General features: G+C 65.9%; 25 protein-coding genes and 1 other RNA gene. 3 read left to right on the top strand and 23 right to left on the bottom strand.

Features of this window, described 5'->3' with window-relative positions:
- Window positions 1-12: 12 nt before the first annotated feature.
- Both EO174_RS04415 and glmU read right to left on the bottom strand, forming a co-directional pair.
- Window positions 13-984, bottom strand: coding sequence for a NosD domain-containing protein (locus tag EO174_RS04415; protein ID WP_126942545.1), 972 nt, complete (start codon window positions 982-984; stop codon window positions 13-15).
- A gap of 112 nt (window positions 985-1,096) precedes the next feature.
- Window positions 1,097-2,461, bottom strand: coding sequence for a bifunctional UDP-N-acetylglucosamine diphosphorylase/glucosamine-1-phosphate N-acetyltransferase GlmU (gene glmU / locus EO174_RS04410; protein WP_126942542.1), 1,365 nt, complete (start codon window positions 2,459-2,461; stop codon window positions 1,097-1,099).
- Between the two features lie 145 nt (window positions 2,462-2,606).
- On the opposite strand from glmU, the gene EO174_RS04405 reads away from it, so the two are divergent.
- Window positions 2,607-2,990, top strand: a complete 384-nt coding sequence (locus EO174_RS04405; RefSeq protein WP_104583250.1) for a GtrA family protein — start codon at window positions 2,607-2,609, stop codon at window positions 2,988-2,990.
- 132 nt (window positions 2,991-3,122) lie between these two features.
- Here the strand turns inward: EO174_RS04405 and EO174_RS04400 are convergent, their stop codons facing one another.
- From EO174_RS04400 to EO174_RS04355, 10 genes are all read right to left on the bottom strand, one after another.
- Window positions 3,123-3,692, bottom strand: coding sequence for a chorismate mutase (locus EO174_RS04400; protein WP_115677867.1), 570 nt, complete (start codon window positions 3,690-3,692; stop codon window positions 3,123-3,125).
- 217 nt (window positions 3,693-3,909) lie between these two features.
- Window positions 3,910-4,332 carry a F0F1 ATP synthase subunit epsilon gene (locus tag EO174_RS04395; protein ID WP_104583248.1) on the bottom strand — a complete coding sequence of 141 codons (423 nt, stop codon included), beginning with the start codon at window positions 4,330-4,332 and terminating at the stop codon, window positions 3,910-3,912.
- 143 nt (window positions 4,333-4,475) lie between these two features.
- A complete protein-coding gene (gene atpD, locus EO174_RS04390; protein WP_104649355.1) occupies window positions 4,476-5,882 on the bottom strand; it encodes a F0F1 ATP synthase subunit beta in 1,407 nt (468 codons plus the stop codon).
- Window positions 5,883-6,026: 144 nt separating this feature from the next.
- Window positions 6,027-6,890 (bottom strand): F0F1 ATP synthase subunit gamma, encoded by an 864-nt coding sequence (gene atpG / locus EO174_RS04385; RefSeq protein WP_065032896.1) that lies wholly within the window; start codon window positions 6,888-6,890, stop codon window positions 6,027-6,029.
- 192 nt (window positions 6,891-7,082) lie between these two features.
- Window positions 7,083-8,630, bottom strand: a complete 1,548-nt coding sequence (gene atpA / locus EO174_RS04380) for a F0F1 ATP synthase subunit alpha (protein WP_126942539.1) — start codon at window positions 8,628-8,630, stop codon at window positions 7,083-7,085.
- Between the two features lie 47 nt (window positions 8,631-8,677).
- Window positions 8,678-9,205, bottom strand: a complete 528-nt coding sequence (locus EO174_RS04375) for a F0F1 ATP synthase subunit delta (protein WP_126942536.1) — start codon at window positions 9,203-9,205, stop codon at window positions 8,678-8,680.
- A 3-nt stretch (window positions 9,206-9,208) separates the two neighbouring features.
- A complete protein-coding gene (locus tag EO174_RS04370; RefSeq protein ID WP_016901014.1) occupies window positions 9,209-9,679 on the bottom strand; it encodes a F0F1 ATP synthase subunit B in 471 nt (156 codons plus the stop codon).
- A gap of 113 nt (window positions 9,680-9,792) precedes the next feature.
- Window positions 9,793-10,095 (bottom strand): F0F1 ATP synthase subunit C, encoded by a 303-nt coding sequence (atpE, locus tag EO174_RS04365; RefSeq protein ID WP_002814105.1) that lies wholly within the window; start codon window positions 10,093-10,095, stop codon window positions 9,793-9,795.
- A gap of 72 nt (window positions 10,096-10,167) precedes the next feature.
- Entirely contained in the window at window positions 10,168-10,968 is an 801-nt protein-coding gene (gene atpB / locus EO174_RS04360; RefSeq protein WP_039421795.1) for a F0F1 ATP synthase subunit A, read from the bottom strand.
- 25 nt (window positions 10,969-10,993) lie between these two features.
- Window positions 10,994-11,359, bottom strand: a complete 366-nt coding sequence (locus EO174_RS04355; protein WP_016901016.1) for a hypothetical protein — start codon at window positions 11,357-11,359, stop codon at window positions 10,994-10,996.
- Between the two features lie 530 nt (window positions 11,360-11,889).
- Between EO174_RS04355 and EO174_RS04350 the strand changes: the two genes are divergently transcribed.
- The gene (locus EO174_RS04350) at window positions 11,890-12,702 is read left to right on the top strand and encodes a hypothetical protein (RefSeq protein WP_164740084.1); all 813 of its coding nucleotides are present in this window, start codon (window positions 11,890-11,892) and stop codon (window positions 12,700-12,702) included.
- A gap of 138 nt (window positions 12,703-12,840) precedes the next feature.
- Here EO174_RS04350 and EO174_RS04345 read toward each other — a convergent pair whose 3' ends face one another.
- From EO174_RS04345 to EO174_RS04320, 6 genes are all read right to left on the bottom strand, one after another.
- Window positions 12,841-13,128 carry a hypothetical protein gene (locus EO174_RS04345; RefSeq protein WP_126942533.1) on the bottom strand — a complete coding sequence of 96 codons (288 nt, stop codon included), beginning with the start codon at window positions 13,126-13,128 and terminating at the stop codon, window positions 12,841-12,843.
- Between the two features lie 62 nt (window positions 13,129-13,190).
- Entirely contained in the window at window positions 13,191-15,026 is a 1,836-nt protein-coding gene (gene lpdA, locus EO174_RS04340) for a dihydrolipoyl dehydrogenase (protein WP_126942530.1), read from the bottom strand.
- A 16-nt stretch (window positions 15,027-15,042) separates the two neighbouring features.
- Window positions 15,043-15,690, bottom strand: coding sequence for a hypothetical protein (locus EO174_RS04335; RefSeq protein WP_126942527.1), 648 nt, complete (start codon window positions 15,688-15,690; stop codon window positions 15,043-15,045).
- On the bottom strand, window positions 15,687-17,459 hold the full coding sequence (locus EO174_RS04330; RefSeq protein WP_126942524.1) for a dihydrolipoyllysine-residue acetyltransferase: 1,773 nt from the start codon (window positions 17,457-17,459) through the stop codon (window positions 15,687-15,689). Before EO174_RS04330 ends, EO174_RS04335 begins: the two co-directional genes overlap by 4 nt.
- Window positions 17,460-17,587: 128 nt before the next feature.
- Window positions 17,588-18,391: a DUF2884 family protein gene (locus tag EO174_RS04325; protein ID WP_126942521.1), complete on the bottom strand. Its 804-nt coding sequence runs from the start codon at window positions 18,389-18,391 to the stop codon at window positions 17,588-17,590.
- A 233-nt stretch (window positions 18,392-18,624) separates the two neighbouring features.
- Window positions 18,625-19,143, bottom strand: a complete 519-nt coding sequence (locus EO174_RS04320) for a DNA-deoxyinosine glycosylase (protein WP_126942518.1) — start codon at window positions 19,141-19,143, stop codon at window positions 18,625-18,627.
- A 184-nt stretch (window positions 19,144-19,327) separates the two neighbouring features.
- Here EO174_RS04320 and EO174_RS04315 point away from each other — a divergent pair, with 184 nt between their 5' ends.
- Window positions 19,328-19,999, top strand: coding sequence for an OmpW family outer membrane protein (locus EO174_RS04315; protein ID WP_016901022.1), 672 nt, complete (start codon window positions 19,328-19,330; stop codon window positions 19,997-19,999).
- 261 nt (window positions 20,000-20,260) lie between these two features.
- On the opposite strand, the gene EO174_RS04310 is transcribed toward EO174_RS04315, so the two are convergent.
- The 5 genes from EO174_RS04310 to EO174_RS04290 all read right to left on the bottom strand — a co-directional run bounded on the left by EO174_RS04310 (window position 20,261) and on the right by EO174_RS04290 (window position 23,622).
- Complete coding sequence (locus EO174_RS04310) at window positions 20,261-20,818, bottom strand: DUF1453 family protein (protein ID WP_104583237.1); 558 nt, start codon at window positions 20,816-20,818, stop codon at window positions 20,261-20,263.
- 25 nt (window positions 20,819-20,843) lie between these two features.
- Window positions 20,844-20,920, bottom strand: a non-coding RNA gene (locus EO174_RS04305) — sX9 sRNA.
- Between the two features lie 62 nt (window positions 20,921-20,982).
- Window positions 20,983-21,786: a MetQ/NlpA family ABC transporter substrate-binding protein gene (locus EO174_RS04300; protein ID WP_024940265.1), complete on the bottom strand. Its 804-nt coding sequence runs from the start codon at window positions 21,784-21,786 to the stop codon at window positions 20,983-20,985.
- A gap of 136 nt (window positions 21,787-21,922) precedes the next feature.
- Complete coding sequence (locus EO174_RS04295; RefSeq protein WP_104583236.1) at window positions 21,923-22,618, bottom strand: methionine ABC transporter permease; 696 nt, start codon at window positions 22,616-22,618, stop codon at window positions 21,923-21,925.
- Window positions 22,615-23,622 carry a methionine ABC transporter ATP-binding protein gene (locus EO174_RS04290; RefSeq protein ID WP_104583235.1) on the bottom strand — a complete coding sequence of 336 codons (1,008 nt, stop codon included), beginning with the start codon at window positions 23,620-23,622 and terminating at the stop codon, window positions 22,615-22,617. Before EO174_RS04290 ends, EO174_RS04295 begins: the two co-directional genes overlap by 4 nt.
- Between the last annotated feature and the right edge of the window lie 158 nt (window positions 23,623-23,780).

The raw sequence follows: 23,780 nt of genomic DNA, 5'->3' as shown, positions 1-23,780 counted from the left end.
CGATCGCAGCGTTCAATCGCCGCGCAGCGTCCCGCGCTCCTGGATCCGCGGCTGTTTCAACGCACCGCAGGCATCGTCGGCACCGCTGGTGCGGGTGGCGGCGATGGCGCCGTAATAGCCGGCTCCCACGGTATTGTCGACGAACTGCCCGCCTTGCGACGGACATTCGCCATCGGGCTTGATCCAGTCCGAAAACGCCGCGTACTTGCCGGCCCGGACGAAACGGTTGGTCGCCACGTAGGTATTGTCGGAGGCATCGCGGGTACGCACGGCATCGCCGTTGACCTCGGTGAAGGTATTGCCTTCGATGCGGTTTCCGGAGGAGTGGCGCGCCAGGTAGATCGCGTGCACGAAACCCGAGGTCCGGGTGTCGTTTTCGATGGACACAAAGCGATTGCGTTCGATGCGGTTGTCGCGCGAGTTCTGCAGGCGGATCGCCGCGAACGAATAGGCGGCCTCGCTGCTGCTGCCATGGATGCCACCGATCCGCTCGAAGGTCATGTTGCGGATGACGTTGCCGCTGTTGCCGTCGGCGCTGCGCTTGCTGCTGCCCAGGTCCATCGCCATCCAGTAATTGCTGACCCTCAACCCGGCGAAGGTCAGCCGGGTGGCGGCATCACCGCCGCCCTTCAGCGTGAACCAGGTCGCACCGCCGCGTCCGTCGAACCACGGTGGCGCGGCCGCATCCGGCGCAGCGATGAAGCGAATGGGCGCCCCGTTGGTGAAGGTCCATTGCACCGACTGTTGCAGATACGTGCCTGCGGCAATCACCACGTCCACCGCACCGCCCGGCCGCTGCTCCAGCAGCCGTTGCTGGGCAGCCGCCAGGCTCCGCAACGCGGTCGCTGCGCTGGTGCCCGCCGCCGCATCGTTGCCGTCCGGCGCCAGATACAGCCGGTAGGTCTGCGCATGGGCTGACATGGGCAGCAGTGCCGCCAATGTCAGCAGTAATGTCACCCGCAGCGCGCAACGTGACGTTTGCATCGTGCACCTCGTGATCGGTCGTGGCGGGCGTTGCCTGTGCACGGCACCACTGCACAGCGGCGGCCCGCCCCTTGCAGCGACGTGCAGCCACGCCACACGCCTGGAAAACACGCTATTTCTTGGTCGGGCGTTCCCAACCTTCGATCACCGTCTGCCGTGGCCGCGCCACACTGAGCTGGTGGGGTGGTGCATCGCGCGTGATCACCGAGCCGGCGCCGATCGTGGCCATGGCGCCGATCTCGATCGGTGCCACCAACGCGCTGTTGGAGCCGACGAAGGCGCCATCGCCGATGGTGGTCTGCGACTTGTTCACCCCATCGTAATTGCAGGTGATGGTGCCGGCGCCGATGTTGACCTTGCTGCCGATCACCGCATCTCCCAGGTAGGTCAGATGGTTGGCCTTGCTGCCCACGCCCATCGTGACCTTCTTGGTCTCGACGAAGTTACCGATATGCACGCCATCGGCCAGCACGGTGCCAGGACGCAGCCGCGCGAACGGGCCGATCTGCACCGCCCCCTCGGTCACCACGCCTTCCAGGTCGCAGTGCGCGCGGACCTGCGTGCCGGCGCCCAGCGTCACATCGCGCAAGCGCACGAAGGGGCCGATCACTACGCCATCGCCCAGTGTCACATCGCCTTCCAGGACCACATCGATGTCCAGCTGCACGTCGCTGCCTACCGTCACCGAGCCGCGCTGCTCCACGCGCGCCGGGTCGGCCATACGCACGCCCTGCAGGCAGAGCGCACGCGCCGCACGCAGCTGCCAGGCGCGCTCCAGCTGCGCCAGCTGCCAGGGGTCGTTGGCGCCTTCCACGTCCTGCGCATCGGCCACGTGCACCATGTCGGCCGGAGTGAAATCGGCAGCGGCGCTGGCGAACACGTCGGTGAGATAGAACTCGCCCTGTGCATTCTCGTTGGACAGACCGCCCAGCCAGCGGCGCAGCGCCGTGGACTCGGCAGTGAGGATGCCGGTGTTGATGGTGCGGATGCGGCGCTGCTCGTCATTGGCGTCCTTCTGCTCGACGATCGCGGCGACCTTGCCTTCGGCATCGCGCAGGATGCGGCCGTACCCGGTGGGATTGGGCACATCGGCCACCAGCACCGCCATGCGCCCGGGTGCATGCAGCAACTGCAGCAGGTCCTGGCACTGGATCAGTGGCACATCGCCGTACAGCACCAGCACCGTCGCCGCATCCGGAATCGCATCCATCGCCTGTTGCACCGCATGCCCGGTGCCCAGTTGCTGACGTTGCTCGGCCCAGTGCAGGTCGTCCTGCGCGGCGAACGCCGCCTGCACCTGCTCGCCGCCATGCCCGTGCACCACATGGATCGCTGCCGGCTGCAGCTGCCGCGCGGTGGCGATCACATGTGCCAGCATCGGCTGGCCCGCCAGCGGCTGCAGCACCTTGGGCAGGGACGAGCGCATGCGCTTGCCCTCGCCCGCGGCCAGGATCACGACGTGCAAGGGCAGAGTCATCGAAGCGTTCCAGAACGTGGGAGCGCTAAATTCTAGTCGCTGTCCCGGCAATGCGTCGTGTCCCGCCTGCAGCACGCGCGACGATGACACTTTTCAAGCGCCGCTGCCGTTAGCATGAGCGCCCCTCCACGATGACCCGGCCTGCATGAGTCTGTTCCGCCAAGGCAGCCAATTCATGATCATTGGCGCCCTGCAACTGGCGGTGGATTGCGGCATCTTCATCGCCGCCACCGCGGCCGGCATGCCTGCCGTGCCGGCCAACCTGCTCGGGCGGATCAGCGGCGCGGTGCTGGGCTTCTGGCTCAACGGCCGCTACACCTTTGCCCAGGACGGCGGTGCACGCCTGGGCTGGCCGCGTTTCCGTCGCTTTGCGCTGATGTGGCTGGCACTGACCCTCATCAGCACCTGGCTGTTGTCGGCGACAGTGGACCTGGTCGGCCTGCGTCAGGCCTGGCTGGCCAAACCGCTGGTGGAAGGTGGCCTGGCGATCGTGTCGTTTTTCCTGGGCCGGCACGTGGTGTATCGCTAGCGAGCGCGCTGACGTCAGCGCAGTCGTCGACAACGGTGCCGGGTTGGACTGACAGAAAACGCGATCGGCGTTGCCGTCACCCGCACCGCCGAGGTCTGCGCCGTGCATGGCCCGCCTTGGACGCCACGCGAATCAGTGGCAGAAATCGCCCAGGCTGCGGACCAGCGCCGCGCGATGCAGCGCGTCCAGCTGCCATTGCGCCGCATACCGGGCGGCGGCATGCGCGGTATTGGCCGGGCATTGCGGCGCTGCACGCGCCGGCGCGACATCGGCCAGTGCGTCGAGCAGTTCGCCTTGCAGCTGATCCAGACGCGTGCGCAGGCCCGCCAGATCCGGCCGCGCCGTGTCCGGCGCGCGCCCACGTTCGCGCCAGTGGTTCAGCAGTGCGTACTGCACCGACTTGTTGGCCTCGATCTGCGCAGCGAAGAAGCGCGCCGCATCGTCGGCATCCAGCCCGTGCGCAGGCGCCTGCTCGCGCACGCTCTGCAGTACCGCCGCCTCGCGGGTCTGGTCCAGCACCGGCTTGCCGCTGTCCCATTTGCTCAGCGCCACCGCATCGCCGATGGCGTTGCGTTGCACGATGCGATCCAGCAACGGATCCAGCGGCGGCTGGCTGCGTACCGGCAGCGCACACCCCAGCAACGCCACGGCCAGCAGGCCGCTCAGCGCGTAGCCACGAAAGTCATCGATCGTCCGGGTCATCGGGTGTTCCTCGATATGCAGGTGAGATGCCGCGCCGCCGGCAGCACAGCACAAGCCACGCAGTGTGCCTGCAGTCCCCGAGCCTGCAAGCCACCCCCCGCATGCGCAGCGCCAGAAACGAAAACGCCGACACGAGGGTCGGCGTTTTCACTCCACACCTGGGTGTGGCGGTGCAGCAGGTATCGCGTAACGAGCACACGGGCGCGAGCCCGCGTGCTTAGTGCTTGAGGGTGCGACGCAGCCGTTCCAGTGCCTGCAGCTGCACGGTCGCTTCGGCCAGCCGACGCTGCGCATCGGCCACGTCCACGGTGTCGCCACGGTTGGCCAGCAGACGCTCGGCCTCTTCCTTGACCTTGCGCACGGCGGCTTCGTCGATGTCCTGGGCACGCACCGCGGTGTCGACCAGCACGGTCACCACCTGCGGCTGCACTTCCAGGATGCCGCCGGAAATGGCGAAGTCCAGGTGTTCGCCATTGGCGGTGGTGACCACCACCTTGCCCGGCTTCAGGCGCGTGATCAGCGGCGCGTGCTTGGGCGCGATGCCCAGCTCACCCAGCTCGCCGGTGGCCACGACCAGCGTCGCCTCACCGTGGAAGATTTCCTTCTCGGCGCTGACGATGTCGCAACGGATAGTGCTCATGGTGCCTCACGTTGTGAGGCGGGAATTGGGGATTGGGGATTCGGGATTGGCAACCGCAGCTTTCACTGTGGCCACTCACCTCGTCTCCGCACCCCGCTCACCGCCGTACCAAATCCCGAATCCCGAATGCCAAATCCCGGCTGTTACGCCTTGGCGCTCATCTTGTTGGCTTTCTCGACGGCTTCTTCGATGCTGCCGACCATGTAGAACGCCTGCTCCGGCAGGTGGTCGTACTCGCCGTCGCAGATCGCCTTGAAGCCGCGGATGGTGTCCTTCAGCGAGACGTACTTGCCCGGCGAGCCGGTGAACACTTCGGCCACGTGGAAGGGCTGGCTGAAGAAGCGCTCGATCTTGCGTGCGCGCGACACCGACTGCTTGTCTTCTTCGCTCAGCTCGTCCATGCCCAGGATCGCGATGATGTCCTTCAGTTCCTTGTACTTCTGCAAGGTCTGCTGGACGCGCTGGGCGGTGTCGTAATGCTCGTGGCCGATCACCAGCGGGTCCATCTGGCGGCTGGTGGAATCCAGCGGATCCACCGCCGGGTAGATACCCAGCGAGGCAATGTTACGGCTCAGCGTGACGGTGGAATCCAGGTGGGCGAAGGTGGTCGCCGGCGACGGGTCGGTCAGGTCGTCCGCGGGCACGTACACGGCCTGGATCGAGGTGATCGAACCGCTCTTGGTCGAGGTGATGCGTTCCTGCAACACGCCCATTTCCTCGGCCAGGGTCGGCTGGTAACCCACTGCCGACGGCATGCGGCCGAGCAGCGCGGACACTTCGGTACCGGCCAGGGTGTAGCGGTAGATGTTGTCGACGAACAGCAGCACGTCCTTGCCCTTGCCGCTGGCGTCCTTCTCGTCGCGGAAGTACTCGGCCATGGTCAGGCCGGTCAGCGCAACGCGCAGACGGTTGCCCGGCGGCTCGTTCATCTGGCCGTACACCATCGCGACCTTGTCCAGCACGTTGGAGTCTTTCATCTCGTGGTAGAAGTCGTTGCCCTCGCGGGTACGCTCGCCCACGCCGGCGAACACGGACAGACCCGAGTGCGCCTTGGCGATGTTGTTGATCAGTTCCATCATGTTGACGGTCTTGCCGACGCCGGCGCCGCCGAACAGGCCGACCTTGCCGCCCTTGGCGAACGGGCACATCAGGTCGATGACCTTGATGCCGGTTTCCAGCAGCTCGGTGCTGGAGGACTGGTCTTCGTACGACGGCGCAGCGCGATGGATTTCCCAATGGTCCGATGCCTGCACCTCGCCAGCTTCGTCGATCGGACGACCCAGCACGTCCATGATGCGGCCCAGCGTCCCGGCACCGACCGGCACCGAAATCGCGCGCTCGGTGTTGGTGGCCAGCAGGTTGCGCTTCAGGCCGTCGGTGGAGCCGAGCGCAATGGTGCGCACGACGCCGTCGCCGAGCTGCTGCTGCACTTCCAGGGTGATTTCGGTGCCATCGACCTTCAACGCGTGATAGACCTTCGGCACTTCATTGCGCTGGAATTCGACGTCGACGACCGCGCCGATGATCTGAACGATCTTGCCCTGACTCATTTTGCTGCTCCGGTTAGCTATGCTTTGTCCGAGTGGCAGATGCCATCTCGTTGAATTTTGTGATTTGGGATTCGTGATTGGGGATTCGCAAAGGCGCAGTCCGCTGCGCTCCTACCAATCCCGAATCCCCAATCCCGGCTGCTCTTACACAGCGGCCGCGCCGCTGACGATTTCCGAAATTTCCTGGGTGATCGCCGCCTGGCGCGCCTTGTTGTAGACCAGTTGCAAGGTGCCGATCATCTTGTTGGCGTTGTCGCTGGCGGCCTTCATCGCCACCATGCGCGCGGCATGTTCGGAGGCCACGTTTTCCAGCACGGCCTGGTACACCAGCGACTCGATGTAACGCGTCATCACGTGCTCCAGCACGGTCGCGGCATCGGGTTCGTACAGGTAATCCCAATCGTGGTGGGCCACCTTGTGCTCGGCGGCCGGCAGCGGCAGCAGCTGATCGAAGCTGGCCTTCTGCGTCATCGTGTTCACGAAGCGGTTGTAGACCAGATACACGCGGTCCACCTTGCCCTCGACGAAGGCATCCAGCATCACCTTGATCACACCGATCAACTGCTCGATCTGCGGGCTGTCACCCAGATGGGTGACGCTGCCGACCATGTTGACCTTGATGCGACGGAAGAACGCCGAGGCCTTCTGTCCGATGGTCACCACGTCGATCTCGGCACCTTTGTCCTGCCACGGGCGCACTTCGCCCAGCATCTTGCGGAACAGGTTGTTGTTCAGACCGCCGGCCAGGCCGCGGTCCGAAGAGATCACGATGTAGCCGACCCGCTTGACCTGCTCACGCTCGACCAGGAACGGATGCTGGTAGTCGGTGCTGGCCTGCGCCAGATGCCCGATCACCTGCTTCATCGCCTGCGCGTACGGACGCGAGGTCTTCATGCGGTCCTGCGCCTTGCGGATCTTGGAGGCCGAGACCATTTCGAGCGCGCGCGTCACCTTGCGGGTGTTCTGCACGCTCTTGATCTTGGTTTTGATTTCGCGTCCGCCTGCCATACTCGCTCGCTTCGCTCGCTTAGTGGGATTCGGGAATCGGGAGTCGGGATTGGCTAAAGCCCCCCGCCTCACCGCTTCCGAGAACCCCGGATGCCTAACTTCTGGGATTTAAGAGCGAGGATTCGGAATTAGCCAATCCCCGAATCACTGCTCTTACGAATCCCGAATGCCCAATCCCGAATCCCGACGCCCTTACCAGGTGCCCGTGATCTTGAACTCTTCGATGCCCTTCTTGAAGGCAGCTTCGATGTCGTTGTCCCAGCCGCCGGTGGCGTTGATCTTGGAGATCAGCTCGCCCTGGGTGTTGGCGAAGTGCGCGTGCAGGCCTTCTTCGAACGCCAGCAGCTTGTTGACCGGCACTTCATCGAGGTAACCCTCGTTGACGGCGTAGATCGACAGCGCCTGGTTGGCGATGGACATCGGCGCGTACTGCTTCTGCTTCATCAGCTCGGTAACGCGCTGACCGCGCTCGAGCTGCTTGCGGGTGGCTTCGTCCAGGTCCGAGGCGAACTGCGCGAACGCCGCCAGCTCGCGGTACTGCGCCAGCGAGATACGGATGCCGCCGGACAGCTTCTTGATGATCTTGGTCTGGGCCGCACCACCGACGCGCGACACCGAGATACCGGCGTTCACGGCCGGGCGGATGCCGGCGTTGAACAGGTCGGTTTCCAGGAAGATCTGGCCGTCGGTGATCGAGATCACGTTGGTCGGCACGAATGCGGACACGTCGCCGGCCTGCGTTTCGATGATCGGCAGCGCGGTCAGCGAACCGGTCTTGCCGGTCACCGCACCGTTGGTGAACTTCTCCACGTATTCCTCGGACACGCGCGCAGCGCGCTCGAGCAGGCGGGAGTGCAGGTAGAACACGTCGCCCGGATAGGCTTCGCGACCAGGCGGGCGCTTGAGCAGCAGCGAGATCTGGCGGTAGGCCACGGCCTGCTTGGACAGGTCGTCGTACACGATCAGCGCGTCTTCACCGCGGTCCATGAAGTATTCGCCCATGGTGCAGCCGGCATACGGGCTGATGTACTGCATCGCGGCCGACTCGGACGCGGTCGCAGCCACCACCACGGTGTGCGCCAGCGCGCCGTTCTCTTCGAGCTTGCGCACGATGTTGGCAACGGTCGAGGCCTTCTGGCCGATCGCCACGTACACGCACTTGATGCCGGTGCCCTTCTGGTTGATCACCGCATCGATCGCCAGCGCGGTCTTGCCGGTCTGACGGTCGCCGATGACCAGCTCGCGCTGGCCGCGGCCGATCGGGATCATCGCATCGACCGACTTGTAACCGGTCTGCACCGGCTGGTCGACCGACTTGCGCCAGATCACGCCCGGCGCCACACGCTCCACCGGTGCGGTCTGGGTGGCGCCCAGCGGGCCCTTGCCGTCGATCGGCTCGCCCAGCGCGTTGACCACGCGACCGAGCAGCTCCGGACCGACCGGCACTTCCAGGATGCGGCCGGTGGTCTTGGCCACGTCGCCTTCGCGCAGGTTTTCGTAATCGCCCAGCACCACGGCGCCGACCGAATCGCGCTCCAGGTTCAGCGCGAGCGCGAAGGTGTTGTTCGGCAGTTCGATCATTTCGCCCTGCATCACGTCGGCCAGGCCGAAGATGCGCACGATGCCGTCGGACACGCTGGTCACGGAGCCTTCGTTGCGCGACTCTGCGGACAGCTTGACCGCCTCGATGCGGGTCTTGATCAGGTCGCTGATTTCGGAGGGGTTGAGCGTGGTTGCCATCGTTCAGTCCTAGGTGCCGGCCGCGAGGGCCATGCGTTTATGTGAATTCAGTGGGCGAGCGAGCTTTGCAGACGCGCAAGCTTGCCCTTCAGCGAGCCGTCGATGACCACGTCGCCGGTGTCGATCACCGCGCCGCCGATCAACGAGGCGTCCACCGCGGTGGTGATGTCCACCTCGCGGCCGAAACGCTTCTTGAGCGCAGCAGCGATCGTGTCCAGTTCCGCCTGGCTCATTGCAGCCGCCGAGGTCACCGTCGCCTTGACGACGTGTTCGGCGTCGGCCCGCAGCTGTTCGTACAGTCCTGCCACTTCCGGCAGCAGCGACAGCCGCTGCGCGTCGGCCAGCAGGCCGAGGAAACGCAGATAGTCTTCGCTCGCCTGCGGCGGTGCCAGCAACGTCACTGCCTGATCCTGGTGCAGGGCCGGGTTGAGCAGCAGCGCGGCCACGCGCGGGTCGCCGGCCACCTGCGCCGAAAACGCCAGCGCATCGGACCAGGGCGCGAAGTTGCCGCCCTCACGCGCGATCGCAAACGCGGCGCGGCCGTACGGACGGGCAAGTGTGAGGGCCTGACTCATCGATTAAATCTCCGCCGCCAGCTCGTCGAGCAGCGCCTTGTGGGCGTTGGCATCGATTTCGCGCTTGAGCAGCTTCTCGGCACCGCTGACGGCCAGCACGGACACCTGCTTGCGCAGTTCCTCGCGGGCACGCGTGGCGGACGCGTCGATCTCGGTCTGTGCCAGATCCTTCTGGCGGTTGGCTTCGGCAATTGCCTCGTGCTTGGCCGCTTCGATGATCTGGTTGGCGCGCGCATGGGCCTGATCGATGATCTCGTTGGCCTTGGTGCGTGCGTCCTTCAGTGCTTCGTTGACCTTTTCCTGCGCCTGCGCCAGATCCTTCTGACTGCGATCGGCCGCAGCCAGACCTTCAGCGATCTTTTGCTGACGCTCTTCGATCGCCTGCAGCAGCGGCGGCCAGATCTTGGTCGCGACGATCCAGATCAGACCGGCGAAGGCCAGCGCCTGGGCAAAGATGGTAAGGGTGATATCCATGGGTCGCTCAATCGCTGTTTAGGGGTGAAAGCGCCACCGCGGGGCGACGCTTTCCGACCTTCATCCGCGGGGGCAACCGCACGCGGTTGCCTCCACATCCTGCTACCGCTGGATCAGCCGGCAGCCTGCGACAGACGTTCGATGAACACCTGGGCCAGCGGGTTGGCGAAGGCGAACAGCAGGCCGACAGCGACGCTGATGATGAACGCGGCGTCGATCAGGCCGGCGGTGATGAACATGCGGACCTGCAGCACCGGGATCAGTTCCGGCTGGCGCGCGGCAGATTCCAGGAACTTGCCAGCCATGATGGCCAGACCGAGGCCGGCACCCAGCGCGGCCAGGCCGATCATGATGCCGACGGCAAGGACGGTGGAGCTCTGGACTTGAGCGAGGTTGGTCAGGACGGCGAGGTACATGGTGATCTCCGAACGAAAGTTTCTAAGGGTGATGGATGAATCGGGATGAAGCAGATGAAGGGTGCAGCAAACTCAGTGACTGTCTTCGGCAAGGCTCAGATACACGATCGACAGCATCATGAAAATGAAGGCCTGCAGCGGAATCACCAACAGGTGGAACAGCATCCAGCCGAGGCCGAATACGCCGCCAGCGACCATGCCGGCGATGCCCGCACCGCCCAGCACCCAGATCAGCAGGAAGACGATCTCGCCGCCGAACATGTTGCCGAACAGTCGCATCGCCAGCGAAATCGGCTTGCTCAGCCACTCGACGATGTTCAAGAGCAGGTTGAACGGCATCATCCACTTGCCGAACGGCGCCGTGAGGAATTCCTTGGTCATGCCGCCCACGCCCTTGGAGCGCAGCGAGAACACGATCATCAGGAAGAACACGCTGATCGACATGCCCAGGGTGGCATTGACGTCGGCGGTCGGCACCGGCTTCCAGGCGTGGATACCGGCCCAGCCCAGCGGGATGGCGATGAAATCGGCCGGGATCATCTTGATGAGGTTCATCAACAGGATCCAGAAGAAGATGGTGATCGCGATCGGCGTCACCAGCTTGCTGCTGCCGTGATAGGTGTCCTTGGCCTGGCGGTCGACGAACTCCAGGCAGATCTCGACGAACGCCTGCCACTTGCCCGGCACGCCGGCGGTGGCATTGCGGGTCGCCGTCCAGAACGCCAGGACCATGACCAGGCCCATCAACACCGCCATGACCAGGGTGTCGACGTGGATGGTCCAAAACGTGCCGCCACCCTCGCGAACCGGATAGATCAGGTTCTGCAAGTGATGCTGGATATAGGAGGTAGGTGTTGCTGCCTCGCCCGCCATGTGTCCGGAGCCCTTTAAGTTCGAATCAACGCCTGGCCAGAGCCAGAACCTGAAAAATCAGCCCGATGGCGATACCCGCCAGCAAGGCCAGAGGAGGCAGCCGCCACAGGCCGAAGCCGAGCGCCAGCGCCACGAAAACCAACACCCACTTCAACACCATCGCCAGAATCAGCCGGACCATGGCAATGCCGGCTGCCTGAATACCGCCACCTAGCGCGGTACGTGCTGCCACCCAACCGCCCAGCACCGTCGCAAACCCGGTCAATGCCAGACCGGCAGAGTAACGGGGACCGACCAACAGCAACCCCAGACTGGTTATAGCTACGGCGGCAAGCGGATATACCGCAGCGCGCAGCATCAACCGCCGACCCGCGTCAACGGAGTTCAGCACTACGGTTACCTTACGTGTGAATGAGTGGGAAGCGCAGATGCGCCTCGTCGAGCCGCGAAAGTATAGCAATGGGACAAATTGCGAGACAACCGGCAGAGGTCATCCGTTGCTGCGGCGCACCAGACAGGGGGCGCCACAGCGGGTGGGAACTTTGCCACAAACTGGCGGTCATAACCGCCGAGGCCTGCACATCCTCGTCGAAAGGTTCCGCCGCAGGTCGCGTATGGGAGCCCCGGGCCACCGGGGCTCCTGCTTTTTTTACGCATTTTGTCGCACCCTGCAACCTTCCCATCGGCGGTCCAATCGGGGCAGTCGCCGCGCGGCGCCGGTGGTATCGCGTCACCGTTGGCGCCCCACTGCGCAGCGCACGACCAATGTCGGAGCGCCTGCAGCAGCGGACCGTTTTGTCCGATTGCTATCTTGCCCTTCACGCGTATGCGACAGCTCCTTCACTTATGGAAGACGCCGTCTTATCGAAGATGCGCGGCACAGGCCCAACCGCCTGATCATTCCAAGAATCGGAGCTCCCCATGAAACACCTCCTCGCACTGGCCATCCCGTGCGTATTGGCTGCCGCCTATGCCGCGCCGGCGCACGCCGAAGATACCGATGACCGCTTCCAGATCCGTCTGGGCGCGATGAACATCGACAACGACAACACCTTGCGTGGCAACACCGTGGTGGCCGGCAACGAAATCGCGCTGGACCAGGATTTCGATTTCGGTGGCAAGGAGTGGGAGCCGCGCATTGATGGTGTGTTCCGCATGAGCACCCGTCAGCGCTTGATCTTCGACTACTTCAAGTACGACAAGGATCGCCGCGAGACCCTGGGTGAAGGCGTCAGCGCCGGTGGCTTCACCGTGCCGAGCGGCAGCTTCATCAAGGGCGAGCTCAAGTATCAGGTGGCGAGCCTGGTGTATGACTACTCCGTGGTCGACACCCCGGAATTCAGCCTGGGCCTGCAGATCGGTGCCGAATACGCCAAGGTCGAGGCGAATGCCTATGCCGACCTGGGCGACGTGTTCACCGGCGACGTGCTGGACGAAAGCGAAGACGGCGTGGCGCCGGTGGTCGGTATCCGCTTCACCGCACGTCCGAGCGAGCATTGGCTGTTCAACGTGCAGGGCCAGTACCTCAACACCAGCTGGGGCGACTTCGGCGACTATTCGGGCGACCTGAGCCGTGCCAACGCGATGGCCGAATACCGCTTCACCAAGAACTTCGGCATCTTCGCCGGCTACGACTGGTTCAAGCTCGACGTCGACCAGCGCGGTAGCGACGGCCTGATCGGCCTGAAGCAGGAGTTCAAGGGCCCGGTGGCCGGCGTGACGTTCGCGTTCTGATTGTTTCGGGCCCCGGAACCCGGGACCCGAAAAAGCAGCTTCATGCAGAACCCCGCAGCGATGCGGGGTTCTGTCGTTTAAGGGATGCGTGGCAAGTAACCGACGCGGCCGCAACCCATGGCAGCAGCGGACACATGCTCAGGGCGGCTTGGTCGCACCCGCTACCAACAGATGCTGGTGCGTGGTGCAGTAGCACTCGTCATGCCAGCCGTAGTGCGGATCGGTGCAGATCGCATGCTGCACCGTTGCCGGCAGCGACGCCACGTCGCTGCGCAAGTCGCGTTTCAGCGAGACGAACACCGAGCCCGGATGTGGCCAGTCGGTCCGCCGCGGCGGCTCGGCGATCCGGTTGCCGCTGGCCAGTTCGCGCTGCAGCAGCGCCTGCAGTTCAGGACACAGATTGCCCTGCCCCATCACGACCTCCATGCGTCGACTCACCACCGCGGCGACCGCACCACACGCGGCGGCAAGGCCGTGCGGAACGGCGCCTACTTCTTCTTCGGGATGTACAGGTCGGTGATGGTGCCGTCGTAGACCTCGGCGGCCATGCCGACCGACTCGCTCAGGGTCGGGTGCGCATGGATGGTGTGGCCAATGTCTTCGGCCTCGGCGCCCATCTCGATCGCCAACCCGATCTCGGCCAGCAGGTCGCCGGCATGCACGCCGACGATGGCACCACCGATGATGCGATGGGTGTCTTCGTCGAAGATCAGCTTGGTGAAGCCCTCGGTGCGGCCGATGCCGATCGCACGGCCGCTGGCCGCCCATGGGAACTTGGCCACGCCGACCTTCAGGCCCTTGGCCTTGGCCTCGGTCTCGGTGACGCCGACCCAGGCGATTTCCGGGTTGGTGTAGGCCACCGACGGGATCACCCGCGCCACCCACTCCTTCTTCTCGCCGGCAGCCACTTCGGCGGCCAGCTTGCCCTCGTGGGTGGCCTTGTGCGCCAGCATCGGGTTACCAACGATGTCGCCGATGGCGAAGATGTGCGGCACGTTGGTGCGCATCTGCCGATCGACCGGAATGAAGCCGCGATCGGTGACGGTAACGCCGGCCTTTTCCGCGCCGATCTTCTTGCCGTTGGGCGAGCGGCCCACGGCCACCAGCACGCGGTCGAACGCAGTGGCCTGCAGGCCGGGTTTGTCGCCTTCGCTGGCCGCTTCGAACGACACCGTGATGCCGCTGGCGTCGGCCTTGACGTCGGTGGCCTTGGTCTTGAGATGGACCTCCACGCCCTGCTTCTTCAGCCGATCGGCCAGCGGCTTGACCAGGTCCTTGTCGGCGCCCGGCATCAGCTGGTCCATGAACTCGACCACGGTGACCTTGCTGCCGAGCGCGCTGTACACCGTGGCCATTTCCAGGCCGATGATGCCGCCGCCGACCACCAGCAGGGTGTTGGGGATGTCGTGCAGTTCCAGCGCGTCGGTGGAATCCATCACGCGCTTGTCGTCCCACGGGAAGTTGGGCAGCTTCACCGCTTGCGAGCCGGCGGCGATGATGCAGTGCTCGAAGCGCAGCAGCTGGGTCTTGCCGTCGTCGCCGACGATCTCCAGCTCGTTGGGCGACACGAACGACGCCACGCCGGTGACGGTACGCACCTTGCGCTGCTTGGCCATGCTGGCCAGGCCGCCGGTGAGCTTGCCGACCACCTTTTCCTTGTACTCGCGCAGCTTGTCCAGGGTGATCTGGGGCTGGCCGAAGTCCACGCCGAAGTCGCCGGCATGCGCCACTTCGTCGATCACCGCGGCGGCATGCAGCAGCGCCTTGGACGGGATGCAGCCGACGTTGAGGCAGACCCCACCCAGGCTGGCGTAGCGCTCGATCAGCACCGTGTCCAGGCCCAGGTCGGCGGCACGGAACGCGGCGGTGTAGCCGCCGGGGCCGGCGCCGAGCACCACCATCTTGCATTCGATATCGGCGGGCTTGCCGCTGGCCAGTGCCGGCTTGGACGGCGCCGGTTCGGCCGGAGCGCGATGCGACGGCGTCACCGGCGGCTTGCTGCCGGGCGCGGCAGCTGCGGGGGCCGCAGCAGGCGCAGCGGCCTTGGTCTCGGCCTTCGGCGCGGCGGGTGCGGCAGCGGCCTCGCCTTCGGTTTCCAGCAGCAAGACCACTGCGCCTTCGGACAGGGTGTCGCCAATCTTGACCTTGAGCTCCTTGACCACGCCGGCGGCCGAGGACGGCACTTCCAGCGTGGCCTTGTCCGACTCCAGCGTCACCAGGCCCTGGTCCTTGACCACGCTGTCGCCGACGGCGACCAGCACTTCGATGACGGGGACATCGCTGTAATCGCCGATGTCGGGAACCTTGATTTCAATGACCGCCATTTGCTTCTCCTGTGGCTCAACCGGCCGTGCCGGCAAGCGTCTGCTGGAGTTCATCCAGCGACGATTCGATTTGGGTCCAGCGCTTGTCGCGCTTGTTTTGCTTGCTTTCGCTGGCTTCGATCAGCAACGCGGCCTGCTGCAGCAGCAGCTCGCCGGCACCGCAGCTGGGGCGGGTGCCGCTGTAACGCACGCCATCGAGCTGGAACGACAGCACCTCGCCCTCGCTTACCGGCGCGCTGCGGCCGACTGGCGCCAGTTGCGTCAGTGCGCCGCTCCAGTGGCTGACCAGGCGTTCTGCCAATGCCGCCGGGATCGGGATCTCCACCGTTTCCGGGGTCTGCTCGGTGCGGAACTGCACGCTGCCGCGGTCGCTCTGGCTGACCCAGCTGTAGACGCGCTCATCGGCGCGGCTATGCCGCAGGGTCCAGTCGGCACCATCCTTGCCCGGCACCAGCGACACCCCGCTTTCCACGCCGCGGGTAGGCAGCGTCAGCAACGCCAGGCTCGGCCTGGTACCGGCGTCGAGCAGCGTGGTCACCGCGGTGCCGTAGTTGCCCACCGCCGGCGGCCAGCCGCGCCCGAGCGTGCTCTCGCACTGGCGTGCCGCCGCCGATGTCCACGGCAGCACGCCCAGCAGGGCAAGCGTCAGCAGCGCTGCTCTCACAGCAGGACGCGGCGCATGTCGGCCAGCACCTGGCTGAGGTAGGTGGTGAAGCGTGCGGCCAGCGCGCCGTCGATGACGCGATGGTCGTAGCTCAGCGACAACGGCAGCATCAGCTTGGGTGCGAACTCCTTGCCGTTCCACACCGGCTGCATCGCCGACTTGGACACGCCCAGGATCGCCACTTCCGGCGCATTGATGATCGGCGTGAATGCGGTACCACCGATGCCGCCGAGCGAGCTGATCGAGAAGCAGCCGCCGCTCATGTCGGCCGGGCCGAGCTTGCCGTCGCGCGCCTTCTTGGCCAGCTCGCCGCTTTCCTGCGCGATCTGCAGCACGCCCTTCTTGTCGACGTCGCGGATCACCGGCACGACCAGGCCGTTCGGCGTATCGGCGGCGAAGCCGATGTTGATGTACTTCTTCAACGTCAGGTTTTCGCCGGCCGCATCCAGCGAGGCATTGAACTCGGGGAACTTCTTCAACGCCGCGGCACTGGCCTTGACCAGGAAGGCGAGCATGGTCAGCTTGATGCCGGCCTTCTCGTTTTCCTTGTTCAGCGCCACGCGCAGCGCTTCCAGGTCGGTGATGTCGGCCGATTCGAACTGGGTGACGTGCGGAATCATCGCCCAGTTACGCGCCAGGTTGGCACCGGAAATCTTCTTGATGCGCGACAGCGGCTGGGTCTCGGTCTCGCCGAACTTGCTGAAGTCCACCTTCGGCCAGGCCAGCAGGTTCAGACCATTGCCGCCACCGGCCGGCGCAGCACCGGCTGCGGCAGGCGCGCCGCCGCTGAGTGCGGCCTTGACGAAGCGCTGCACGTCCTCACGGGTGATGCGGCCGCCCTTTTCGCTGCCCTTGAGCTGGTTCAGGTCCACGCCGAGCTCGCGGGCGAACACGCGCACCACCGGGCTGGCGTAGGCCACCTTGGACGGCAGCACGCTGTCGGCGTCGAAGGTCACCGGCGGGCTGGACGGGCTGCCGGCGGACGGCTGGCCGCCCTGCGCAGGCTGCGCGGCCCCACTGGACCGTGCGCCCTGCACCTGTGCGATCTCGCGCTGGGCCAGCTTGTCCGGCACCGCGGACACCGCGACCGGCTCGACCTTGCCGGCGGTTTCGGCGGTGTCGGTGCTGGGCTTGGCCGGAGATTGCGCCGCACCGGCGCCGCCATCGCTGGCAGCGATGATCGCCACCACGTTGCCCTGCGAGAGCGTGTCGCCGACCTTGACCTTGAGTTCCTTGACCACGCCGGCGGCCGAGGACGGCACTTCCATCGTGGCCTTGTCCGATTCCAGCGTGACCAGGCTCTGGTCCTTGGCGACGGTATCGCCGACGGCGACCAGCACCTCGATCACCGGGATGTCGGTGTAGTCGCCGATATCGGGCACGCGGGCCTCGACCAGGCCGCCGTCCGAAGACGCGGCGGGCGCGGCCGGCTCGGCCTTGGCGGCAGGCGCCGGCGCGGCAGCGGCCTTGGCCGGGGCGGCGGGAGCGGCGACCGGTGCAGGTGCCGCGGCGGTCTCGGTGCCTGCATCGGCCACTTCGATCAGCGCGACCAGCGCGCCCTGCGACAGCGAATCGCCGACCTTGACCTTGATCTCCTTGACCACGCCGGCCACCGACGAAGGCACTTCCATCGTGGCCTTGTCCGATTCCAGCGTGACCAGGCTCTGGTCCTTGCTGACCGTATCGCCGACCGACACCAGCACCTCGATTACCGGGACATCGCTGTAGTCACCGATATCGGGGACAAGTGCTTCCTTGATTTCGGCCATACGGGGAACTCCGGCAACAGAATGGGGAAACCCCTATTGTGGCCGGCTGCGGCCCGCAGCGCCAACCATTGCCGTGGAAAAAGTCGCGCATCGGGCGGGACGCAGCGTTCGCAGGCGCAGGCGCCGGATCATTTCGACGCGTGGCGATCGACCCGCAACAGTTGCAATGGCTCGCCCGAGGGCAAACGATACGCCAGCGCATTGTCCAGGCCGTCGAGCGCTTCGACCCGTGCGCACAGCTGTTGCGCGCGTGGCCGCAGTGCACGCGCCTGCGGCTCGATCAGGCGCTCGATGCGCGTTTCCACCCCCTCCAGCGACCGCAGCTGCAGATCGTTTCCGGTCAGTGCCGACTGCACCGCGCCGGCGACGACATCGCCGATCAGCTGCGGCAGCAGCTCGGCCACCATCGCGCCGATGTCGTCATCGATATCGATAGAGGTCAGCTGGCTTTTCCCGAAGCTCTGCTTCAGGCGCGTGTCGATCTTTTCGCGCACGGCCGCCAGTTGCACGCGCGTGGCCTCGGGGCTGCGGCTGAAGCCGGCCGCCACCTCGCCCAGCGCGGTGACGGCGATATCGGCCGCTTCGCGCCCGACCTCCTGGGCCAGCGGCACTACCTCGCGGGTCTGCCGCTCGAACTGGATCAACCGGGCGCGATCGTCTGCACTCAATGCGACCCAGTGGTCGTCGACGAACAACGCGCCCTGACGCAGCACCAGCCGCTGCGGCGCGCCCGAGGTATCCGACGTGCCCGACATGTCCGACGTGTCCGAGGTACCCGGGGTGCGGATCAGGATCACGCTGCGCGGGTTGAGCGTGAGGTCGTAGTCGCTGCTGACGTTGCAGTGCAGATCGTCGGCGCTGGCGGCTTGTCCGGCGACCAGCAGGCCCAGCAGCAGGCCCGCTGCCCTCGGTCGTGCGTGCTTGATTGCCATCTGGTCGTTTCCGTTATGCGTTGGGGGCAGCATGCCTGCGCAGGAGGCGCACTTGCCCGTGCCGGAGGCTGGCATGACTTCCGGCCGGTGGCTGCGCCGTCGCCAGCACGGCCGGCACTGCGGTGCTCACACGTGCTGGCTGGACCGGCCGCATGCAGGCAGCTGGCGCCAACGGCGCCCTTCGCCCCACGGATGCCTCGATCGTGGAGTGGGTGGGTGGCGATCCAACCTCGCTAATCCAGCGCGTCGCGCAGCGGCTGCCAGGCGTCGCACAGCCGTGGCAGCGACCATGCCGCATTGGCCGGGCTGGTGGATGGCAACGCCCACATCGGCACTGCATGCAGCGCACCCGGCAGCAGCGGCCACACATGCCGGCGCCATGCCTGCGCGGCGGCCGCGCCATTGCAGGCCACTGCGCGCAGCTGCGGCAGCGTGGCCAGCCGCGCCGCCAGCGGGTTGACCACGATGCTGCTGGCAACGATGGCCGTGTCCAGGCTGCCGCGCCGCGCGCATTGGCCGATCACATCCCACAGGCCGATCCCGCAGCCGGCCAGCGCCTGCAGCCGGGCCGGATACGCCAACCCGGCATCGATGCCCAGCAATGCCTGCATCAGCGGCCAGAAACGGTTGCGCGGATGGGCGTAGTACATCGATGCCTGCAACGAGGCGTTGCCGGGCATCGAGCCGAGCACCAGGACACGGCAATCGTTAGGAATGTGCGCTGGAAGGCCCTGCAGGATGTCGGTTTTCATCACAACGGTCGCATCTGCGTGAATGCCTTTTTCAGCTTGCCCATTGCAGCCACGGCCTTCTCCGGAAACTTGCTGAACAAACGAAATTTTAGCGAGCCACGGGTGGGCGTGGATTCAGATTTTCAGGAATAGCTTTGGCGCGGCCCACTCCACGGGCCCAACAAGAATACTGAGGAGACCCCCAATGCGTGCCATTTCCATCCTGAGCCTGGCTGCCGTATCCGCACTTGCGTTTGCCCCGTCTGCATTTGCACAAGACACCACCTACACCGGCGATACCTCCTCGGCTTCCACCAGCGCCGACAGCGCCTCCGGAAAGCATTGGGCAGTGGTCGGCGGTGTTGCGCTGATCAAGCCAAAGAACGATCCGGCCCCGGGCCTCGACGTCGATGGCGGCCCGGCGCCGACGCTGAGCGCCAGCTACTACATCAACGACAACTGGGCCGTTGAACTGTGGGGCGCCGCCGACAAGTTCAACCACCGTGTCAACGCCGATGGCGTGGGCAAGATCGGCACCGTCGAGCAGCAGCCGATCGCCATCAGCGGCCAGTACCACTTCGGCCAGGCCGATAACGTGTTCCGTCCGTTCGTGGGCGTGGGCTACTACGAGTCGAACTTCAGCAACGAGAAGATCGACGCGGCGTCGGCCACCGGCCAGCACGTGGGCCTGGATACCGCCAAGGGTGTCATCGGCACCGTCGGCGTGGACATGAACATCAACTCCACCTGGTTCGCACGTGCCGACGCCCGCTACATGCGTTCGCGTCCGGAACTGCGCGTGGGCGGCCAGGGCACCGGCAGCGAGCTGGAACTGGATCCGTGGACCGTCGGCTTCGGCGTCGGCGCGCGCTTCTAAGCACGCGCAGGCAAGCGACGTTTCAGTCGAACAAAAACGGGCCGCAAGGCCCGTTTTTTTATGCGTGAGGAAAGCGCGGTGCTGCATCGATTGCGAAGCGCTGAATCTCGCACGCGATCTGCGTGGGAACGCTGCGTGCGAGGGATAGCCCGCCCGCGTCCGTGCCCTTCCATACCAGTGCGATTGCGATTGCCGGTGCGGGTGATACCGGTGGTGCCAGTGCCAGTGAAGCACCGCCATTCGCTACGTACGCGCGCCAGCTCACCGCCAGTAGACGCTGCCGCGCAGGCGCGCACTGCGCCAGCGCCACCACAGCAAGGTGGCATAGGCCAGCGCGTAGCCGAGCAAGACGCCGGCCGCGCCCAACAGGCTGGCGTGGCTGAGCCACCCTTCCGTGGGCCAGGCCGCTCCCTGCCAGGTGCTGCGCCACCCCTGCACCATGCCCGCGATCACGCGCACCACCACCAGCGCGGTCAGGGCCAGCACCAGCCACAGGTTGGGCCGGTAGAACAGGCCCTGCTGGGTGCGCTCGAAGCGGGTCAGGCGCAACGCCAGCAGCCCTAGAGCCAACCCGCAGGCCCAGCCAAAGGCGGCGTGGCTGATCGCGCCCGGCCAGAACGCGGCGGCGATCAGTACGAAGATCACGAACAACACGGTGGACAGGCCGGCCGAGACCAGATTGATCATCAACAGCCAGCCACGCGCCTGCCGCCGCGCGGTACCGACACGGAAGCGCTGCACCAGCGACAACGGCAGCAGCACCGCGAGTACCGCCAGGGCGATGATCACGGCCAGCGGAATGGCGAGGAGAAGTGGCATCGGATGCTCGGTGGCGGCAAGGAGTGACCAGCACGACGTAGCGCGCGGCCGTCAGGTGGACGTGGACGGCGCGCTCGGAACCGACGTGTCCGCGTGGTGCATGCCGACGCCGAGCAGCGACCGCGCCCGCCTGGCGGTGAGCGCAGTCGGTTTATTAGCCGCTCTCAGAACGCCGGCAACACCGCGCCTTTGTACTTCTGCTCGATGAACGCCTTTACTTCCGGGCTGGTCAAGGCCTTGGCCAGCTTCTGCACGCGCGGATCGTCCTTGTTGTCCGGGCGCGAGACCAGGAAGTTCACGTACGGCGAGTCCTTGCTTTCGATCGCCAGCGCGTCGCGGGTCGGGTTGAGGCCGGCGTCGAGCGCGTAGTTGGTGTTGATCAGCGCCAGATCGACCTGGTCGAGCACGCGCGGCAGCATCGCCGAGTCGAGTTCGCGGAACTTCAGCTGCTTGGGGTTCTCGACGATGTCGCGCTGGCTGGACAGGGCGTTGCTCGGATCCTTGAGTTTGATCACGCCCGCCTTGTCCAGCAGGATCAGCGCGCGGCTGTTGTTGCTCGGGTCGTTGGGAATCACCACGTCGGCACCGTTGGGCAGTTCGGCCAATGCCTTGAACCGGCGCGAATACGCGCCGAACGGTTCGATATGCACGCCGACCACGGTCACCAGCTGGCTCTTGCGGTCGCGGTTGTAGGCATCCAGATACGGCTCGGTCTGGAAATAATTGACGTCGATCTGCTTCTGCACGACCTGGTCGTTGGGCTGCACGTAGTCGTTGAACACGCGCACGTCCAGCTTGACGCCCTGCTTGGCCAGCAGCGGTTCGACCACCTCCAGGATCTCGGCGTGTGGCACCGCGGTGGCGGCCACCGTCAGCGTGTCGCCGCCGCTACTGCCGCCGCTACCGCCACAGGAAGCCAGGGCCAGCGTGGCCGCAGCCAGGAGGGAACGAAACGCGAATGTGCTCATGTAGGGGTCCGTGGGAGGAGGAATGCGGCACTGCCGCAAGAGGTAAACCTAGCAGACCGCGGGTGCAGCGGCGATTCGCAAGCGCGTGTGGCCTGCGTGGCCCTCCGCGCCACGCGGCACCCGGTCGCGGCAGACCTCAGCGCCGGCTGTAGCGCGCCACCAGCCAGTCGCCCAGCATCTGCAGCAGCTGCACCAGCACCAGCAGGGCGATCACGGTGATCAGCGCGACATCCGAATGCGAGCGCAGATAACCCTCGCGGTACGCGACATCGCCCAGCCCGCCGGAGCCGATCGCACCGCCCATCGCGGTGAAACCGATCAGCGCGATGGTGGTCACGGTGGCACCGGCGATCAGGCCCGGGCGGGCTTCGGGCAGCAGCACGCGCAGCACCAGCTGGCGGGTGGTGGCGCCCATCGCCTGGCTGGCCTCGATGATCCCGCGGTCCACTTCGCGCAAGGCGGTTTCCACCAGCCGCGCATAGAACGGCGCGGCACCGACCACCAGCGGCAGGATTGCGCCGCGCACACCCAGCGAGGTGCCCATCAGCGTCAGCGTGAGCGGAATCATCGCGATCATCAGGATGATGAAGGGCACCGAGCGCAGCAGGTTGATCACTGCCGCGAGCACGCCGTACAGCACCGGTCGGCGGCGCAGCTGCGGGGCGCCGCACAGGAACAGCGCCACCCCCAGCGGCAGGCCGATCAACAGCGTCAGCGGCAGCGCGCCGGCGAGCATCAGCAGGGTGTCCAGGGTGGCCTGGCCGATGTCGCCCCACTTGCCGGCGTCGAGATTGCGGAAAAACCCGCTGGTGGTCGCGATCGACAGGGTCATGCGCGCAAATCCTCCACATGCACGCCGGCGGCGACGAAGCCGGCGCGTGCCGCGTTATGGTCGCCACCGGTCAGGGCGACGATGAGCTGCCCATACGGGGTGTCCTTGATGCGGTCCACGCGCCCGGACAGGATGTTGTAGTCCACCCCGGTCTCACGGGCGATGCGGCCGAGCACCGGTTCATAGGTGCCGTTGCCCAGGAAGGTCAGCCGCACGATGCTTCCGCCCACCGCAGCGAAGTCGCGATGCAGCTCGGCCTCGTCCACGTGTTCGGCCTCGGACACGAAGCGCCGGGTGGTGGGGTGCTGCGGATGCAGGAACACCTCGGTCACCGGGCCGGTTTCCACCAGCTTGCCGGCATCGAGCACCGCGACGCGGTCGCAGACCCGGCGGATCACGTCCATCTCGTGGGTGATCAGCACGATGGTCAGGCCCAGCTCGCGGTTGATCTGTGCCAGCAGCTGCAGCACCGAGGCGGTGGTCTGCGGGTCCAGCGCGCTGGTGGCTTCGTCGCACAGCAGGATCTGCGGCCGGGTGGCCAGCGCGCGCGCAATGCCCACGCGCTGCTTCTGCCCGCCAGATAACTGCGCCGGATACTTGCCGGCGTGCTGCTCCAGCCCGACCCGCGCCAGCAGCTCGGCCACGCGCGCATCGACCTCGGCGCGCGGGGTACCGGCCAGTTCCAGCGGAAACGCCACATTGCCGGCCACGGTGCGCGAGGACAGCAGGTTGAAGTGCTGGAAGATCATCCCGACACGCCGGCGCAGCGCGCGCAGGCCCTGGCTGTCCAGCGCGGTGACGTCCTCCTCGCCGATCAGCAGCCGCCCGCCGCTGGGTTCTTCCAGCCGGTTGATCAGCCGGATCAGCGTCGATTTGCCGGCACCGGAGTGGCCGATGATGCCGAACACCTCGCCGGGGCCGATCCGCAGGTCGAGGGGATGCAGCGCCACGACCTGGCGACCGTCAACGGAATAAGACTTGTGCAGGCGCTGAAACTGGATCACCGCGCGTGGCCGATTGGGGGGCCGTGAAGCCTACCAGTCAATGTTTGCGGACGATATTCCATTAGGTTCTAACCATGGGGATTCGGGATTGGGGATTCGTTAGAGCAACGGCAAGGCGCCCTGACTTTTGCGAATCCCCAATCCCCAATCCCCAATCC

Source organism: Xanthomonas sp. BRIP62418 (assembly GCF_003993495.1).
Lineage (GTDB): Bacteria > Pseudomonadota > Gammaproteobacteria > Xanthomonadales > Xanthomonadaceae > Xanthomonas > Xanthomonas euroxanthea.
Note: the sequence above shows the minus strand (reverse complement) of the source record. Positions and strands in the feature narration are given on the sequence as shown.

What these genes read in the sequence shown, in the direction of transcription:
- EO174_RS04300 (WP_024940265.1), bottom strand. Translation starts at nt 21,786, where the DNA reads ATGAGCACATTCGCGTTTCGTTCCCTCCTGGCTGCGGCCACGCTGGCC.
- EO174_RS04345 (WP_126942533.1), bottom strand. Translation starts at nt 13,128, where the DNA reads ATGGAGGTCGTGATGGGGCAGGGCAATCTGTGTCCTGAACTGCAGGCG.
- EO174_RS04310 (WP_104583237.1), bottom strand. Translation starts at nt 20,818, where the DNA reads ATGCCACTTCTCCTCGCCATTCCGCTGGCCGTGATCATCGCCCTGGCG.
- EO174_RS04320 (WP_126942518.1), bottom strand. Translation starts at nt 19,143, where the DNA reads ATGAAAACCGACATCCTGCAGGGCCTTCCAGCGCACATTCCTAACGAT.
- EO174_RS04325 (WP_126942521.1), bottom strand. Translation starts at nt 18,391, where the DNA reads ATGGCAATCAAGCACGCACGACCGAGGGCAGCGGGCCTGCTGCTGGGC.
- EO174_RS04295 (WP_104583236.1), bottom strand. Translation starts at nt 22,618, where the DNA reads ATGACCCTGTCGATCGCGACCACCAGCGGGTTTTTCCGCAATCTCGAC.
- EO174_RS04330 (WP_126942524.1), bottom strand. Translation starts at nt 17,459, where the DNA reads ATGGCCGAAATCAAGGAAGCACTTGTCCCCGATATCGGTGACTACAGC.
- EO174_RS04350 (WP_164740084.1), top strand. Translation starts at nt 11,890, where the DNA reads ATGAAACACCTCCTCGCACTGGCCATCCCGTGCGTATTGGCTGCCGCC.
- EO174_RS04375 (WP_126942536.1), bottom strand. Translation starts at nt 9,205, where the DNA reads ATGAGTCAGGCCCTCACACTTGCCCGTCCGTACGGCCGCGCCGCGTTT.
- atpE (WP_002814105.1), bottom strand. Translation starts at nt 10,095, where the DNA reads ATGTACCTCGCCGTCCTGACCAACCTCGCTCAAGTCCAGAGCTCCACC.
- atpD (WP_104649355.1), bottom strand. Translation starts at nt 5,882, where the DNA reads ATGAGTCAGGGCAAGATCGTTCAGATCATCGGCGCGGTCGTCGACGTC.
- EO174_RS04395 (WP_104583248.1), bottom strand. Translation starts at nt 4,332, where the DNA reads ATGAGCACTATCCGTTGCGACATCGTCAGCGCCGAGAAGGAAATCTTC.
- lpdA (WP_126942530.1), bottom strand. Translation starts at nt 15,026, where the DNA reads ATGGCGGTCATTGAAATCAAGGTTCCCGACATCGGCGATTACAGCGAT.
- glmU (WP_126942542.1), bottom strand. Translation starts at nt 2,461, where the DNA reads ATGACTCTGCCCTTGCACGTCGTGATCCTGGCCGCGGGCGAGGGCAAG.
- atpB (WP_039421795.1), bottom strand. Translation starts at nt 10,968, where the DNA reads ATGGCGGGCGAGGCAGCAACACCTACCTCCTATATCCAGCATCACTTG.
- EO174_RS04415 (WP_126942545.1), bottom strand. Translation starts at nt 984, where the DNA reads ATGCAAACGTCACGTTGCGCGCTGCGGGTGACATTACTGCTGACATTG.
- EO174_RS04370 (WP_016901014.1), bottom strand. Translation starts at nt 9,679, where the DNA reads ATGGATATCACCCTTACCATCTTTGCCCAGGCGCTGGCCTTCGCCGGT.
- atpG (WP_065032896.1), bottom strand. Translation starts at nt 6,890, where the DNA reads ATGGCAGGCGGACGCGAAATCAAAACCAAGATCAAGAGCGTGCAGAAC.
- EO174_RS04405 (WP_104583250.1), top strand. Translation starts at nt 2,607, where the DNA reads ATGAGTCTGTTCCGCCAAGGCAGCCAATTCATGATCATTGGCGCCCTG.
- EO174_RS04400 (WP_115677867.1), bottom strand. Translation starts at nt 3,692, where the DNA reads ATGACCCGGACGATCGATGACTTTCGTGGCTACGCGCTGAGCGGCCTG.
- atpA (WP_126942539.1), bottom strand. Translation starts at nt 8,630, where the DNA reads ATGGCAACCACGCTCAACCCCTCCGAAATCAGCGACCTGATCAAGACC.
- EO174_RS04315 (WP_016901022.1), top strand. Translation starts at nt 19,328, where the DNA reads ATGCGTGCCATTTCCATCCTGAGCCTGGCTGCCGTATCCGCACTTGCG.